Source organism: bacterium (assembly GCA_035945995.1).
Taxonomy (GTDB): domain Bacteria; phylum Sysuimicrobiota; class Sysuimicrobiia; order Sysuimicrobiales; family Segetimicrobiaceae; genus DASSJF01.
This window is the reverse complement of the sequence record DASYZR010000110.1, coordinates 44,450-59,466: the sequence shown is the minus strand read 5'-3', so window position 1 is coordinate 59,466 and position 15,017 is coordinate 44,450. Positions and strand designations below refer to the sequence as shown.

Here is a 15,017-nt window from a genome sequence, read left to right as displayed (position 1 = left end):
TCGTGCGGCTGCGCAAGGATCTGGCCAAGCTCGTCGCGTTGGAACGCGTGTCCCGGGTCGCGACGGTGGGCCGGGACGGACAGCCGCACGTCGTGCCGGTCTGCCACGTCGTGGCGGACGGACGCCTGTATTTCGCCACCGGACGCGACAGCCTGAAGGTGCGGCACCTGCGGGCCAGGCCGAATCTGGCGCTCATCGTGGACGTGTACGCGGAAGACTGGCGCCTGCTTAAGGGCGTGCTGATTCAGGGATCGGCGGCGCTGATCGAGCGCGGGCCCCGGTTCCGAAAGATTCGGGACCTCCTCTACCGCAAGTACACGCAGTACCCGGGCGAGTCCGCGATCGGGGAACGCGACTCCGTCATGGTCGAGATCACGCCCCGCCACGTGACGTCCTGGGGGTTCGGCGAGCGGTAAGCGGCGGCTGAGGCCCTGGCCCCTTACGGCGGCCGGGGGGGTCAGAGTGTTTTCATCCTCGGGTCGAGCGCGTCCCGCAGGCCGTCGCCGAGCAGATTGAACGCCATGACGGCCGCGAAAATCGCGAGCCCGGGAAAGGTGCCCATGTACCACGCGGCCAGCACGTAGGTCTGTGCCTCACCGAGCATTGTCCCCCACTCCGGCGTCGGGGGCGTCACGCCGATCCCGAGGAAGCCCAGGCCGGCCGCGGTCAGCAGCGCGGTGCCGAGCTGCAGCGACGACTGCACGATGATCGGCGCCGCCGTATTCGGCAGGACGTGGCGCAGCATGATCCGGAGGTCGGAGAGGCCGATCGCGCGCGCGGATTCGACGTAGGCGAGTTCGCGCAGCGACAGCGTCACGGCGCGGACCAGCCGGATGTACACCGGCACCGAGGCGATGCCGACGCTCAACACGACGTTGCGCGGACCGACGCCAAGCAGGCTGATCAGCGTGAGGGCGAGCAGGAAGCCCGGAAACGAGAGCATGACGTCGACGGCCCGCTGGATCAGGGCGTCCGTGCGGCCGCCGTAGAACCCCGACACGACGCCGAAGGGGACCCCGATCACGGCGCCGACGCCCACCGCCAGCACGCCGATCAGGAGCGAAATCCGGCCGCCGTAGATGATCCGGGCCAAGATGTCGCGTCCGAGCTGGTCGGTGCCGAACGGGTGCGCGACCGTCGGCGACTGGAGCACCGCGTTCAGGTCGGCGGTGTCGGCCCCGTAGGGGAGCAAGGCACCGGCGAGCAGCGCGGTCAGGCCCATGACGAGGAGCACCGCGAAGCCCGCCATCGCGGCGCGGTTGCGGGCCAGCCGCCGGGCGACCGCCAGCGGGTGGCGAAACGCGCGCTCGGCCCTCGGGCTAGCCGTACCGGATACGCGGATCGATGTAGCCATAAAGCAGGTCCACGGCCAGATTCACGAGCACGAACGTCACGGCAAAGAGCAGCACGACGCCCTGGATGATCGGATAATCGCGGCGGCTGATCGCGTCGACCAGCAGCCGGCCGATCCCCGGCCACGCGAACGTCGTTTCGGTCAGGATCGCGCCGCCGATGAGCGTCCCGAACTGCAGCCCCAGCACCGTCACCACGGGAATGAGGGCATTGCGCAGGCCGTGGCGGTAGACGACGACGCGGTCGGCGAGCCCTTTCGCCCTCGCGGTCCGCACGTAATCCTGGCGGAGGCTCTCCAGCATGCTGCTGCGGGTCATGCGCTCGATGATCGCCATGCTGAACGCGGCCAGCGTGATGGACGGCAGAATGAGACTCTGCGGCGCCGTATCGCCCCCCGCGGGCAGCCAATGCAGGAAGACGGCGAACAGGAGCATCAGCATCAGGCCGAGCCAGTACACCGGAATACTCACGCCGGCGAGGGCCAGCACCGTCACCGCGTAGTCGCTGGTCGTGTACTGGCGGGTGCTGACGATGATGCCCGAGGCGATCCCGACGACGCCGGCCAGCACCGTGGCCGTGGCGGCCAGCAGCGTCGTCGGACCCAGGCGGGCGGTGATCTCGGAGAGCACCGGCGCCTGAGTGATCGAGGACCGGCCCAGGTCGCCGCGCACCGCGCCCTCCAGAAAGAGCGCGTACTGGACCGGCAGCGGCTTGGTCAGTCCGAGCTGGACACGAATCCGGTCGACTTCGGCCTGGTCCGCCTCGAGGCCGGCGAGGATCCGCGCCGGATCGCCCGGGAGCACACGCACCATGAAGAAAATGATGAGGGTGACCCCGAACAGCGTCGGAACCGCCGCGACGAGGCGCCGGATCGCAAAACTTAGAAAGCCGCCGGCGATGGCACCCTCTGCCCCCCTGCGGGGGCTCAGCGATGGCCCCCGGCGCTACTTCCACGTCGCGTAGACCGCCGCCCATTTTTCGTTGGGCGTCGTGGTCACGCCCTCCAGATGACTGCTCGTCACCACGTAGAAATTCTGGCTCCAGAGGAACACCCAGGGCGCGTCCTTCCAGATCATCTGCTGCGCCTCCTGATAGATGGCCAGGCGCTTCTTCGGGTCGGACGTCGTCTGGCCGGCGACCAGCAGCTCGTCGACCTTCGGATTCTTGTAGAACGTCGACTCGAGCCCGTGCGGCGGCCACTGCCCGGAGTAGAACTGCCCGTACAGTTCGCCGTCTGCGTCGAGGTATTGCGTCGCCCACCCGAGCACGAAGATCTGCAGGGGGCTGCGTTCGAGCGGCGTGAGCAGCCAGCCAACGTAGGACGGCCAGTCGGTGGTCTGGATCTGCGCCCGGATGCCGACGTTGGCCAGCTGTGCCGCCACGGCCTGGGCGAACTGATAGTCCTGGATGTAGCGGCCGGTCGGCGTGCGGAAGTTCACGGTGAATCCGTTGGGGACGCCGGCTTCGGCCAGCAGGGCCTTCGCCTTCACGGGGTTGAAGGGCCACCCCCCGGCCTGCACTTTCGTGTACCCGAACAGGAACGACGTGGTCGGCGACTCGAGCACGGTGGCCAGGCCGAAGAGCACGCTGTGAATGATCGCCTGCTTGTTGATCGCGTAGTTGAGCGCCTGCCGGACGCGCGCGTCCCGGAGCGGACCGTACTGGTTGTTGAGCCCGATAAAGACGTCCCGATCGCTCGGCCCTTCCACGACGCGTAGATTCGAGTCCCTGCGCAGGGCCGGGACATCCGGGGCGGGGGGCTCGAACGCCATCTGGACGTCGCCGGCGCGCAGCATCGTCTCCCGGGTGCCGGCGTTTGGCACCACGCGGAAGACGACCTCGTCGAAGTACGGCTTGCGGCCCCAGTAGTTCGGGTTACGGACGAATGTGATGTGGTCGCCGTGGACCCATTCCTTGAACACGTACGGCCCGGTGCCGGCCTCGGCCGGGCCCAGCGGAATCTTGTCGTTGCCGATCTTCTTGACCGCGGCCGGCGAGAGAATCTCGCCGACGCCGCTGGCCAGGCGTCCGAGCAGCGTCGGGCTCGGCCGCTTCAAGTGCAGTACGACGGTGGAGGCGTCCGGCGTCTCCACCCGGTTCGTGTCGATGTCGGTGAAGTAGTAGCGATTGGGGTTGCGCACCGACGTGTCGAGCCAGCGCAGCACGTTGAACTTGACCGCCTCGGCGTTGAAGTCGGTGCCGTCCTGGAACTTGACGCCCTGACGGAGCTTGAACGTGTAGGTCAGGCCGTCGGGGCTCACCGTCCATGACGTCGCCAACTGCGGAACGAGCTTCGTGTACTGCGGCTCGCCCGGCTTGACGCCCGACCGTTCGTCGTTCGGCCACACCAGCGAGTCGAACATGTAATCGACCATGTTGGCGACGGTCGTGGTCGTCTGTCCCTCGGGATCGAGCGTGTCCGCGTCGATGCCGATCGCGATCCGGATGCTGGTGGGCGCCGCGGCGTGCCCGCCGTTCGGAATCCCCACTGTGAACGCGACCGCGCACGCGACCGCCAGCACGCCCGCGCGGCAGAGTGTCCTGCGAACCATGAGTCCGCCCCCCTTCGCTATGGTGCTCCCCGGCGCGCTCGCTTCGACTTGTGAGCCCGCCAGTTCCTGCGGCAGGCCCGCGCGGCTCGACGCGGCCGCCCGCGGTGCGGCAGGCGCCGGGCGGGCCGAAGCGGAATTCCGGCATGGAGAGCACGTAGCCCCCATCCAGGGGACTGCGGCCGGCGCGGCGCGTTGGAAAGGGGCGACCGATGAGTACCGTGCGAGTTCTGGTAGGCACACGCAAAGGCGCATTCGTCCTGACGTCCGACGGGAAGCGGGAGCGGTGGGAGGTCAGCGGCCCTCACTTCGGCGGTTGGGAAATCTACCACGTCAAGGCCTCGGCCGCGGATCCGAGCCGGCTGTACGCGTCGCAAACCAGCGCCTGGTTCGGGCAGCAGATCCAGCGGTCGAGTGACGGCGGGACCACCTGGGAGCCCGTCGGCAACCAATTCTCGTACGCGGGCGTGCCCGGCACGCACCAGTGGTACGACGGGACCCCGCACCCGTGGGAATTCAAGCGCGTCTGGCATCTCGAGCCCTCGCGGACCGATCCCGATGTCGTGTACGCGGGCGTCGAAGACGCCGCGCTGTTCCGGTCCACCGACGGCGGCAAGACGTGGGCGGAGCTTCCCGGACTGCGCGGCCACGGGTCGGGACCTCACTGGGCGCCCGGCGCCGGCGGGATGTGCCTGCACACGATCATGCTGGATCCGGGCGATCCCCGCCGGATCTACATCGCCATCTCGGCCGCGGGCGTGTTCCGGACCGATGACGCGGGCGCGACCTGGCGGCCGGCCAACCGGGGCCTGCGGTCGGAGCACATACCCGACCCGACCGCCGAAGTCGGCCACTGCGTGCACCGCATCGCGATGCACGGGTCCCGGCCCGGCACGCTCTTCATGCAGAAGCACTGGGACGTCATGCGGAGCGACGATGCCGGCGAGTCGTGGCGCGAGATCAGCGGCAACCTGCCGAGCGACTTCGGCTTCGTGGTGGACGTGCACGCCCACGAACCGGAAACCATCTACGTCATCCCGATCAAGAGCGACTCCGAGCACTATCCGCCGGAAGGCCGGCTGCGCGTGTACCGCAGCCGGACGGGCGGCAACGAGTGGGAAGCGCTCACGAAGGGCCTGCCGCAGCGTGACTGCTACGTCAACGTGCTGCGGGACGCGATGGCCGTGGACGCGCTCGACGCGTGCGGGCTTTATTTCGGGACGACGGGCGGGCAGGTCTACGCGTCCGCCGACGCGGGCGACAGCTGGGCGCCGATCGTCCGTGATCTGCCGGCCGTGCTGTCCGTGGAAGTACAGACCCTGGCATGATCCGGGTCGTGCTGCCGGCGCACCTTCGGACCCTCGCGAAGGCGGGCGGCGAGGTGACCCTGCAGGTGGAGGGGCAGGCGACGCAGCGCTCGGTTCTCGATGCCGTCGAGGCCCGCTACCCGATGCTGCGCGGCGCGATCCGCGACCATGCCACGCAGGAGCGCCGGGCGCTCGTGCGGTTCTTCGCGTGCGGGCGGGACCTCTCGCACGAGCCCCCGGACGCGCCGCTGCCCGAGGCGGTGGCTTCCGGGGCCGAGCCCTTCTTGATCGTGGGCGCGATCGCAGGCGGAGCGCCCCGGAGCTAGCGTGGAACGGCGACCGCTCGGCCGGACAGGCCTGTCCGTCTCCGCCCTGGGGTTCGGCGCCGGCGCGGTGGGCGGCCTGATGGTGCGGGGCGATCGCGCCGACCAGACGGCGGCCGTCGCGCGGGCGCTGGACGCCGGCGTGACGTATTTCGATACCGCGCCGAGTTACGGAGACGGCCGCTCGGAAGAAAATCTCGGACGGGTCCTCCGCGAGCTCGGCGCGTGGGGCCGCGTCGTCGTGGGCACGAAGGTGCGGCTGCAGCCGGACGGCCTCGCGAATCCCGTCGCGGCGATCGAGCGCTCGTGCGAGGCGAGCCTGCGCCGGCTGGGACGCGAATCCGTGGATCTCCTCCAGCTCCACAACCCCATCACCGGGAGTCAGGCGGCCGGCCCGCCGGTCGTGGGCAGCGGCCACGCCGTCACGCTCGAGACCGTCGGCGGACCGGTGGCCGAGGGGATGCGGCGGCTCGTCGCGCGCGGGCTCGTGCGCCACATCGGCATCACCGGCCTGGGGCAAACCGCGGCCCTGCACGCTGCCGTTGCCTCGGGCGCCTTTGCGACCATCCAAACGTACTTCAATGCCCTGAACCCCAGCGCCGGCTTCCCGGGTGCGAGCGGCGGCGAACAGGACTTCGAGGGACTGATCGGCGCGGCCGCGGCGGCGGGCGTGGGCGTCATCAACATTCGCGTGCTCGCGGCGGGTGCGCTGGCTGCCCGCCCGGCCCGGCACCCCAACGCCGGCGATCCCGGGCCGCTCCTGGCCGCGGGGACCGAGTATGGGCGCAATCTCGAGCGGGCCGCCGCGATTCGCGGCCTCGCCGCGGACCTGGGTTGCGAAGGGCCGGTGGAGCTCGCGCTGCGCTTCGCCCTCGCGACGCCGGGCATCTCAACCGTGCTCGTCGGCTACTCCGGCCAGGGACAGCTGGAAGACGCCCTCCGGTGGACGGCACGGGGGCCGGTCGCCGGCGACGTCATGCGCCGCGTGGTCGACTTAGCCCGGTCCTCTTAGAAGGCGATTGAGGGCAAGAACGCGCCGCGCGGCTCCGCATAGTCTCCGACCGTCATGAGATGGGCCGGCCACACCAACCGGAAGCCGGCGTCGAGCAGCCATCGGAGGAGCTCCCCGTTCCGGGCCGGCACGAAGAAGCCGGGCGCCGGCAGTCGTGGAGCCGCGGCGATCAGGTCGCAGAGGTCGCGCGTCGTGCGGGCCACGGCGTGTCCGCGGAGGCCGAGCCCCGTGGCGTAGCCGGTAATCCGGCCGGCGTCTTCGCATGCGAGCGCGGTCTCCTGACCGAAGGCGAGCGATAGCTCAAAATCACGGGCAAACCCGTGGACGTGCGTACACAGCTCGTGGCAGGCGGCGAGATCGCCTCGGACGGCCGGACGCACGCGCGTCCCCTGGGAGCCGCGCCCCGGCGACGAGGGGGCCTGGACGAGGACCAGCGGTTCCCGCACCGTGAAACCGGCCTTTGCGTACAATGCGAGCGAACGCAGGTGACTCGGAGACTGCACGAGGCGCACCCGATCGAATCGCCGGCTGCGGGCTTCGTCCAGGAGGGCCTCAAGCAGGCGCCGGCCTGCCCCGCCTTCGGCGGACGGATGCACCGTGAGCGGCCCGACCGCCGCGACGGGCGTGCCGGGAAACGTATTGAGAAAGCCGCTCCCAATGATCCGGCCGCTGTCTTCGGCGACCATCCCCACCGCGTTGGGGTCGGCCACCTTCGTCTTGATGAGGCCGGTCGAGAACTCCGCGGATGGGTGCTCCGGAGGGAAGTTGTGCGCGGCCGCAACGGCGCGATGGGCTTCGAAGGCGACCGCGCCACACTCTTCCGCATCATCCGGCCGGATCGACCGAATCCCGAACGGCATGCCCGCGCTAGGAGCCGCCGGACCGCGGCGCGGGGACGCGGTACCGGAGGCTCATCGCCGCTACACCTCCACTTCGGCCCAGAATGTCATGGCCGCATCGGCATACAGCGAGTCCAGTTTCACGTCGCGAAAGTCCGGATCGGCGCCGAGCGTGTCGAAATGCGCCAACTTGTCGACCTCGTAGACGAACATCCGATTGGGAGTCTCGGACGTTACCGACGCATAGTACTTGAGGTTCCGCCCGCCGTGCTTGGCGATAATCGCCTTGATCTTGCGGATCTCCGCCTTCGCCTTTTCTTTGTTGTCCGGATGGATGTGGAACACCGCCTGAACAATCATTCGCGCTTCCCTCCCCCGCCGGCCTACCGCACGACGATCGTCGCCTTCATGCCAAAATCGTCGTGGACGGCGCACAGATAGTCGAACGTACCGGCCTTCGTGAACGTGAGCGAGTAGCTTCGGGCGGCAGGACCCTCCGTCGCCAGGAACCCGGAGTTGTAGAACCCCGCTCCGCGGTGCACGCTGCCGCCCGCCGGCGCCATGACGTCCGGCGTGACGAGCAGCGTGGGCGGGCCCTGTTTCTGGGGCCGCATCGTCGCGATGTCGAAATAGCGCTTCCCCACGCCGAACGACACCGTGTGCAGCTCGGTCGGGTCCCGCATGACCCAGGTCACCGTGTCCCCGCGGTTGATCATTAGCGTCTGCACGGGGAAGCGGTAATAGGTGGCGTTGTCCTTCGCCGACCCCACCAGGTTGAGGGTGTAGCTGCGATGGCCGCCGGCCATGGACACGATCGGGCCCGCCGCCGTCCGTAGTGCCTTCGCCGCCTTCAACGCCGCCTGCGCCTGCGTGGCCGCCATCGCATCATACTGCGCCTGCGTCATTGGATACGGGCTTCCGGCCGGCTGGACCACGACCTGACCCTCCATGCCGGGATGGAACATGCAGAGATAATCGTAGGTCCCCGGCTTGGTGAACATGACCATAAAGGACTTCGGCGCCTGGGGATCCCTCAGCAGCGCCCCGCCGGTAAAGGGGCTGCCGCCGCCGTATGCCGGCTGCCGGATCGCGAAAAAGACGGCGGGATTCCAGACCAGCTCGCCCTTCGTCGTTCCCGGGATCATCAGATCCGGCGGCTTCTGCCCCGCCGGAAAATAGATGGTGTGTTCCGCGGCCGCGAGCTTCCACTGGACGGAATCACCGGCATTAATCGTGATCATCCGCGGCAGGAACGCAAGCGCCTGATCGGCCTGATTGGTGGCGGACGCGCCGACGCGCACGGTCCAGGTCGTCGCGGCGTTCGTCCGGACCGGACCCGCGACCAGCGAGACGAGACCCGCGAGCAATACAATGACAACAAAGCGACCCATAAGATACCTCCCCCCGAGGCAATGCCCCGCCGGTTCGTCGCGCTGCGGTGGGCTCCTGCCGCCGCCGCCGGATTTTTCAAAAGAAATTCAGCGGGGACGGCGGTCGAAGCAGAAAGCCGGGGGACACCACCCGCCGCCGATGGGGTGAGCCCCCGGGGACGTACTCCTCCCCGGGGGCGTCGGTTAAGTGCCGCCGAACTTACCGCGGGCGTCCGCTATTGCTGATAGCGCTCGACCGTCGTCGCGTCGCGCACCTTGGCGTCGTCAGGGTTGTGGCGGGCGTCCCGGAGGGCGCGTCGCTGATTCAGATAGTCCCAGCACTGGTCCAGGGCGACCTGGATCCGCTTGAGGCGCAACCGGTCTTCCTCCGTCGCCTCGCCGCGCGTCTCTTTCTCCCACAGCGCGTGTTCCTCGCCCGCCAGCTGATTGATGTGACCGACGACGTCCGGATCCTGCATGACACACACCTCCACGGATGATTCTTGCACAGTGCGCGAGCTCAGGAAACACGCCGGGCCAGACGCACATTCGGGAGCGGGGTCAGAACGCGCTCCAGTTGGACGCGCAGGTGTGCGAGCGCCGGCGGAAGCGACAGCGATTCGCCGAGGTGCTCGAGCGGTTCGTCGACCGTGAAGCCGGGGCCGATCGTCGCGATCTCGAAGAGCACGCCGCTCGGCTCGCGGAAGTAAATCGACCGGACGAGCCGAAGGCCCAGCACGCCGGTGTAGAAGTCCAGGTTCCGCCGCGCATCGGCCGTGATCGCGGTAATGTGGTGAATGCCCTCGAGACGCATGCGCGCACCGCCTTGCCCCTGACTACGTCCTCGTCGGCCGGCGTATTCCGGGCGCGCCGGACGGTCGGGTTGGGGGCGTAGACGCGAAATCCTACGGCATCCGGAGTGGTGTATTCGAGGGATCCAGCCGGTTGCGTTCCGGGGGAACCCGCGCCACGCATCCGAGCGACGCCGCGGCGACGCCGTCCAACTCCGCGGTCCCCGGGGTGAGCGGGTGTGTCCGCCTCCAGTCGGCCATGCCGACGACGGCCCGCTGCGCGTCCAGGATGGGACCGCCGGAATCCCCGTCCGCCGGCGCGGCGTCAAGCGGGAATTGGATTCTGGCGACCACCGTGCCGTCGGGGAGCGGCTCGACGCGCATGACGCGTCCCCGTTGGGTGCGCGGCACAAAAACAGGCCCCGCGCGGCGCCCGCCGAACCCCGCGATCCACACGGCGCGTCCCGCCACGGGCGCGCTGCCCCGCCGCACCGCGAGCGGAAGGGCGGCCAACCGCCGGTCCGCGGGGGGATAGGATCCGATCGGGAACAACGGGACCTCGGGCCCGACGTGAATGACCGCGACGTCCCGGTTGTACGTATTCGTCCCGTCGGGCGAGGCCGGATTCCAGCACACGGCGCGGGCGATGTACTCGACCCCGTCCACGATGGCGACGAGTCTCAGGTCCGCATGGGTCACCGCCTGCGAGACGACGTGCGATGCCGTGTAGGCGTCGCCTTCGGCATTGAAGAAGAATGCCGACCCGTACTCATAGGGTGCCCAGGTACCCGCGTCCACCGTCACGACGATGAACACGCCGGGCCCAAATGCGGGCGCACCGGCGCGCGCCGCGGGCGGGCCGGGCATGGGGCCGGCCGCCACAAGGGCGCACAGCACGAGCAGCACCGTCGGCACCCGCGCCGCCGCCGGACGACACGCGTCGGCCTGCATCGCCCTAGCGCGCCGGACGCCGGGTGCCGTCGAGGAACACCGCGATGCCCGCGACGCCCACCAACGCCCCGGTCACCATCCAGAATCGTGAGCCGGTCATAAAGCTGCCCGGCAGCACGCGGACTCCCTGAAGAAACCACACCCCGCCGATTCCGAGCATGATGATCCCGAGCACTGCCTTTGCCGCCCGCATTCGTCTCCTCCGCACGATCCGTCGGTTCGCATGCCGATCTGCGCAACTTTTGGCGGTTTTCCTGCCGCGCCACGGACAACAAACGCCTGCCTGGAAGGATATCATGCGCTTTATTAGAAAAACGGCAGCGGGTCGATCGCACCTCACATCGCAGCCACATCGCCGCTGGACTCACCACGCGGGGATCCGGGCGCGTTGCGCGTTCCGGAACGCCAATGTTTCCAGGTTGCGCGATATGGCTGGACAACCCGACGACGGAGACGAAGCGGACGCGAGATTTCGCCGCATAGCTGAGCTTCGCAAACAATCAATGGCGGATGCAGCGCTGAAGCCAACCCCTCCGGCCCGGCCGGCGCCGGCCAAACGCGACAGGTGGCCGGTCGTCGTTACTTTCCTATTTATAGCCACCACCATGGGGTATCCCCTGGCACACTTCTTGACGCGAACGACCCACTCGTCGCTCGCCGCGGCACCGTCGGCCCCACCGGCCGTCACGCTCCCTCCCGCGCCGCCGAGCACCCCACCGGCTGCCGCCCCGGCCGACGTCGCCCAGTCGCCGCCGGCGTCCACCGTGCCCACCGCGGCGCCACCCATTGCGCGCATTGCTGCGCCACCCGCCACCGCGCCCACGGGATCCACGCCTCGGGTCGCGGGGCCGGCGCCAGAGAACGGCGGCCGGCCCGCCGGCTATCACGTTCAGGCCGGAGCGTTCAACGTTCCGGAATACGCTCAAGAACTTCTCGGTCAATTGCGCGCACATGGGTACGCCGCCACGCTGGTCGATGTCCCGACGGGACCACCCCACCGGGTCTGGATCACAGGTACGCTCGATCGGCCCGGCGCGGAGCGCCTCGCCGGCCGTCTACGAAGCGACGGGTTTGAGGCCATTCTCGTTCATCCGTAAGGTTCGGCCTCACTCCCCGCTCCCCCAGCGCGTGAACCGGCATCCGCTTCTCATCCGGCACGTCGAGAGGAGGAAGCGCCGTGGGATCTTCGACCGGCGACGTTAGGCAGGGCGTGGACGGCGGCGACGGCGTCCTCACCGTCCGCGGGAGCCCGGTGCACAGGACCTGGAATAACATTCGGTACAAGACGGGACTGTCCGCGAACAACGTCGGCGCGAAGAAGCTGTCCATGAACGTGGCGGTGATTCCGCCCGGCGGCGTCGCGTACGCTCATATTCACGTCGGGTTCGAGGTCATGCTCTATATTCTGCAGGGCCGGGTCCGCCACGAATACGGTCCGGACTGTTCGCGCCGGATCGACAACGAAGCGGGCGACTTCATCTTCATCGAGCCGGGGATCCCCCACGAGGTGTTTAACCTGAGCGATACGGAGCCTGTGGTCGCCGTGGTGGCGCGGTCCGACGCGTCGGAATGGGAAAACATCGTCCCATACGAGCGGCGGCGGTAGTATCCGGCCGATGGGGCCACTCGGATTCTGGCCACGAATACCGCACCTCCACCCGGCCCTGCTGGCGGGGCTGATCGTGTGGTCGCTGATTTGGAAGGGGCTCGCGTTGTGGAGGGCCGCCCGGGCGGAGCAACCAGCGTGGTTTGTCGTGCTCCTCGTCGTGAACACAGCCGGGCTGCTGGAAATCGCGTACTTGCTGTTCTTCGCCCCGCGCCCCCGCGAGTCCGCCTAACGCACGCGCCTGGCCTCGCAGCCATCACCGGCCGGACAAGGGCGGCGTGAACGCCGCGCAATCCAGCCGGGGCCACCCGAGCGCCCGCAGGCTGTCCTGCACGCTGCAAAACGTTCCAGAAGTGAAGATTTCCAGCCCCAGGACGTCGTTGCCGGTGTCCAGTATCACCTGCAATCCCCGTTTGTCGTAGACCCAGAACGCGATGACCTGACCGCCGCCTTGGTTCCGGACAATCGAGACGCCGTCCGGTGCGCCGTACGCGGCTCTGAGCGCCGCGGCCGGACTTCCCAACTGAATGCCTTCTGCCGTCGCGCACCCTCGGGTGTCTGGCGTGCCGGCTCCCAGCACGATCTGAACCACGGCCGAATCCTTGGCGAACACCTCGACGTCGGTGCGTGGGAAGAAATACCAGTCTTCCCAGGGCACCCCCGCGACGGTCCCCTGCCTCACCGGCATCGGCGGAGTTCCGAGGAGCCGTTCGACATCGGCCACCGGCATCCCAAGCCGCAGCGGCCCGACGCCCGCACCGGGATCGACCCGGGCGTGACCGCCGCAGGGCCCGAGCGCCGGCGCGGAGAGTGCCCGCCCCGGCAGAGCGAGACACACGATCAAACCGCCGGTCAGCATCAGCGCGCGGGCCGTTGCCGCGGAGGTGACGCGCGCGCCCTTCCGCACCCTCGTGTCTCGCACGAGCAGCCTCAGTCGGCCGCCGCGGACGGCCGCCCCGACCATATCGCGCGGATGCCCGACTCGATCCGCTCGTGATGGCGCTGGTAGAGCACGCCCCCGTAGATGATGGCGAGCCCGAGCACGGTCAACGCGAACGGGAACATGACGGAGTCCTTGAACACGACGTAGGCGAGGCGCCCGAGGTAGACGTAGACTCCGATCGCGCCGAAGACGAGAAACACGCGGCGCTGCAGGACGACTGCCGTGAACATCAAGGCCAGGTTGACGGCGACGTAGGCCGCCCACGACGACTCCGTGCGCATCAGCACCGTAAGACCGCCGGCAAATGAGAGCAGGCCAAACAGGTAGCCCCAACGGGCGTAGTCCTCCACTGTTCGCCGGTCGACCAGGGCCGACAGGACCAGCATGATCAGCCCCACGCCGAGCGATACCCACAGAGCGTCATCGCCGTACCACAGCACATCGTGCGGCCGTCCGAGCAGCAAAGGGGCCAGATCCATCGACATGTACCAGAAGGCGAACGCGATCGGAAACGTGAGGAAGGGGAATCGAACGAACCGCAGCGCGACGAGGCCGGCCGTAATAGTCCCGAGCTCCATGAGGAACCAACTTCCCTTGATCCACATGTAGTAGCCGGCGTACGCGCCGGGATCGCCCTGGGGCCAAAGACCTGTCGTCCGTTCGAGCCCGTAGATCGCGAGCGGCACCATCCAGACCGCGAACGTCACGAGCAGCCCCCCGGGAACCCGGTAGTTTTTGCTCTGCCAGAGCCGGTATCCAACCAGCGCAAAGCAGGCGGCGTACACCGTCGCGATGAGCAGGATGCCGCGGCCGCCGAACCGCTCCCAAGCCGTGGTCATGAACCACCCCATCGCGGCCATCACGACCAGGGCGCCCAGGTAGTACGCGACGGTGGGTACGTCGAAACGCCTGAATCCCGCTTGGCGTCCGTCGAGCGTGTTCCACAAGAGCTCCGCCTGTTGGTCGGATACCCCGCATTCCGTGGCGGCGCGAATGAGATCGCGCTTGGCGATGTTCACGTCGCCTCCCCCCTTCTACGCCACACGTTGGCCAGTCCCACGGCGCGCATTTTTGCCCTCGCCGGCCGCGGCCTCTATTGAGGCGCGGCGCCCAGCTTGGCCAGTTCCTCCTGTGCGCTCTTTCCGATCGAGGTGTCGCCTGCGAGCCGAACGACCCGCTGAAATTGCTCGGTCGCGCGGGCCGTATCTCCCTTCGCCTTGTAGACAAACGCGAGTTGATAGCGGGCCCACGTATAGTCGTCCCTGAGTTTGACCGCCTGGAGCAGACTCCGCTCCGCCTCATCCAGGCGCCCCTGGCGTAGGTTCACGTAGCCGAGCACGGCATGCGCTGAGGCCATTCCGGGGTCGAGCGCGATGGCGCGCTGGAGCTGCGTCGCCGCCTCGTCAAGCTTGTGGAGGTCGATATAGGCTTCCGCAAGATCCACGTGAGCTCTCGCATCAGACGGATTGGCATCCACCCGTGATTGGAGCGTCTGCAGCCGGGCGGCCGCCTTCTCCTCCTCATCGAGCCCCATACCGACGATGTCGAATCCCACGGTGCGCGCCAAGCGCCCGTCGAGGAACACGTCGACGCGCCATTCCCCAACCCGAAACGCCGGTTCATGCTCCGCGATCGACACACACCACCAGATCCGGTACTTCGGATAGTACTTGTGCCACGGAGGGGTCGGCGTTTTCGTTTGGGAGGACTCGTACAAAGAGCCGTCCGGCCGGTAGGCGACGACCCGCACGAGGTGGGACTCGTCGACATCGTGCAGCGTGACGTGAATACAGGCCTGCGGGTCGGTCCCCGTAAACGCGCTCTCCACCCCGACGGGATCGCCGTTGAGGATATCCCGCGCCACGACCACCTGCACCTGACCGGTGTCGGCGCCTGCCCGCTCGGAGCCGGCCACCACCGCGGCGACGGCCCCGATGATCACGACTGTGCACACTATCGCCACCCGTCGGAAC

18 protein-coding genes and 2 pseudogenes are annotated in these 15,017 nt (G+C 68.4%); 6 read left to right on the top strand and 14 right to left on the bottom strand.

Annotation, left to right across the window (positions count from 1 at the left end; genetic code table 11):
- The coding region (locus tag VGZ23_12245) for a pyridoxamine 5'-phosphate oxidase family protein (GenBank protein ID HEV2358360.1) at positions 1–416 on the top strand (416 nt) is incomplete at its 5' end.
- A gap of 41 nt (positions 417–457) precedes the next feature.
- On the opposite strand, the gene VGZ23_12240 is transcribed toward VGZ23_12245, so the two are convergent.
- The 3 genes from VGZ23_12240 to VGZ23_12230 all read right to left on the bottom strand — a co-directional run bounded on the left by VGZ23_12240 (position 458) and on the right by VGZ23_12230 (position 3,905).
- Positions 458–1,354, bottom strand: a complete 897-nt coding sequence (locus tag VGZ23_12240; GenBank protein HEV2358359.1) for an ABC transporter permease — start codon at positions 1,352–1,354, stop codon at positions 458–460.
- Entirely contained in the window at positions 1,320–2,225 is a 906-nt protein-coding gene (locus tag VGZ23_12235; protein HEV2358358.1) for an ABC transporter permease, read from the bottom strand. The genes VGZ23_12240 and VGZ23_12235 overlap by 35 nt, the downstream gene beginning before the upstream one ends.
- A gap of 72 nt (positions 2,226–2,297) precedes the next feature.
- A complete protein-coding gene (locus VGZ23_12230; GenBank protein HEV2358357.1) occupies positions 2,298–3,905 on the bottom strand; it encodes an ABC transporter substrate-binding protein in 1,608 nt (535 codons plus the stop codon).
- 209 nt (positions 3,906–4,114) lie between these two features.
- Between VGZ23_12230 and VGZ23_12225 the strand changes: the two genes are divergently transcribed.
- Genes VGZ23_12225 through VGZ23_12215 form a run of 3 tightly spaced genes read left to right on the top strand, consistent with a single transcriptional unit; the run spans position 4,115 to position 6,544 of the window.
- Positions 4,115–5,230, top strand: a complete 1,116-nt coding sequence (locus tag VGZ23_12225) for a sialidase family protein (GenBank protein ID HEV2358356.1) — start codon at positions 4,115–4,117, stop codon at positions 5,228–5,230.
- A complete protein-coding gene (locus tag VGZ23_12220) occupies positions 5,227–5,535 on the top strand; it encodes a MoaD/ThiS family protein (protein HEV2358355.1) in 309 nt (102 codons plus the stop codon). Before VGZ23_12225 ends, VGZ23_12220 begins: the two co-directional genes overlap by 4 nt.
- A 1-nt stretch (position 5,536) precedes the next feature.
- The gene (locus VGZ23_12215) at positions 5,537–6,544 is read left to right on the top strand and encodes an aldo/keto reductase (GenBank protein ID HEV2358354.1); all 1,008 of its coding nucleotides are present in this window, start codon (positions 5,537–5,539) and stop codon (positions 6,542–6,544) included.
- On the opposite strand, the gene VGZ23_12210 is transcribed toward VGZ23_12215, so the two are convergent.
- From VGZ23_12210 to VGZ23_12175, 8 genes and pseudogenes are all read right to left on the bottom strand, one after another.
- Entirely contained in the window at positions 6,541–7,404 is an 864-nt protein-coding gene (locus VGZ23_12210; protein HEV2358353.1) for a GNAT family N-acetyltransferase, read from the bottom strand. The two genes, VGZ23_12215 and VGZ23_12210, sit on opposite strands and share 4 nt — an antisense overlap.
- A 60-nt stretch (positions 7,405–7,464) precedes the next feature.
- Entirely contained in the window at positions 7,465–7,743 is a 279-nt protein-coding gene (locus VGZ23_12205; protein ID HEV2358352.1) for a hypothetical protein, read from the bottom strand.
- A 23-nt stretch (positions 7,744–7,766) separates the two neighbouring features.
- On the bottom strand, positions 7,767–8,774 hold the full coding sequence (locus tag VGZ23_12200) for a hypothetical protein (GenBank protein HEV2358351.1): 1,008 nt from the start codon (positions 8,772–8,774) through the stop codon (positions 7,767–7,769).
- 215 nt (positions 8,775–8,989) lie between these two features.
- A complete protein-coding gene (locus VGZ23_12195; protein HEV2358350.1) occupies positions 8,990–9,232 on the bottom strand; it encodes a DUF2630 family protein in 243 nt (80 codons plus the stop codon).
- A gap of 41 nt (positions 9,233–9,273) precedes the next feature.
- Positions 9,274–9,471: pseudogene (locus tag VGZ23_12190) on the bottom strand (ring-cleaving dioxygenase).
- A pseudogene (locus VGZ23_12185) lies at positions 9,472–9,567 on the bottom strand (VOC family protein).
- A 91-nt stretch (positions 9,568–9,658) separates the two neighbouring features.
- Entirely contained in the window at positions 9,659–10,495 is an 837-nt protein-coding gene (locus tag VGZ23_12180) for a serine protease (GenBank protein ID HEV2358349.1), read from the bottom strand.
- Between the two features lie 4 nt (positions 10,496–10,499).
- Positions 10,500–10,688: a hypothetical protein gene (locus VGZ23_12175; GenBank protein HEV2358348.1), complete on the bottom strand. Its 189-nt coding sequence runs from the start codon at positions 10,686–10,688 to the stop codon at positions 10,500–10,502.
- A 984-nt stretch (positions 10,689–11,672) separates the two neighbouring features.
- On the opposite strand from VGZ23_12175, the gene VGZ23_12170 reads away from it, so the two are divergent.
- Both VGZ23_12170 and VGZ23_12165 read left to right on the top strand, forming a co-directional pair.
- On the top strand, positions 11,673–12,101 hold the full coding sequence (locus tag VGZ23_12170) for a cupin domain-containing protein (GenBank protein HEV2358347.1): 429 nt from the start codon (positions 11,673–11,675) through the stop codon (positions 12,099–12,101).
- A gap of 10 nt (positions 12,102–12,111) precedes the next feature.
- Complete coding sequence (locus VGZ23_12165) at positions 12,112–12,333, top strand: DUF5652 family protein (protein ID HEV2358346.1); 222 nt, start codon at positions 12,112–12,114, stop codon at positions 12,331–12,333.
- 24 nt (positions 12,334–12,357) lie between these two features.
- Here VGZ23_12165 and VGZ23_12160 read toward each other — a convergent pair whose 3' ends face one another.
- The 3 genes from VGZ23_12160 to VGZ23_12150 form a co-directional block, all read right to left on the bottom strand.
- Positions 12,358–13,023: a hypothetical protein gene (locus VGZ23_12160; GenBank protein ID HEV2358345.1), complete on the bottom strand. Its 666-nt coding sequence runs from the start codon at positions 13,021–13,023 to the stop codon at positions 12,358–12,360.
- 8 nt (positions 13,024–13,031) lie between these two features.
- Positions 13,032–14,063 carry a DUF2157 domain-containing protein gene (locus VGZ23_12155; protein HEV2358344.1) on the bottom strand — a complete coding sequence of 344 codons (1,032 nt, stop codon included), beginning with the start codon at positions 14,061–14,063 and terminating at the stop codon, positions 13,032–13,034.
- A gap of 74 nt (positions 14,064–14,137) precedes the next feature.
- On the bottom strand, positions 14,138–14,998 hold the full coding sequence (locus VGZ23_12150) for a tetratricopeptide repeat protein (GenBank protein HEV2358343.1): 861 nt from the start codon (positions 14,996–14,998) through the stop codon (positions 14,138–14,140).
- Between the last annotated feature and the right edge of the window lie 19 nt (positions 14,999–15,017).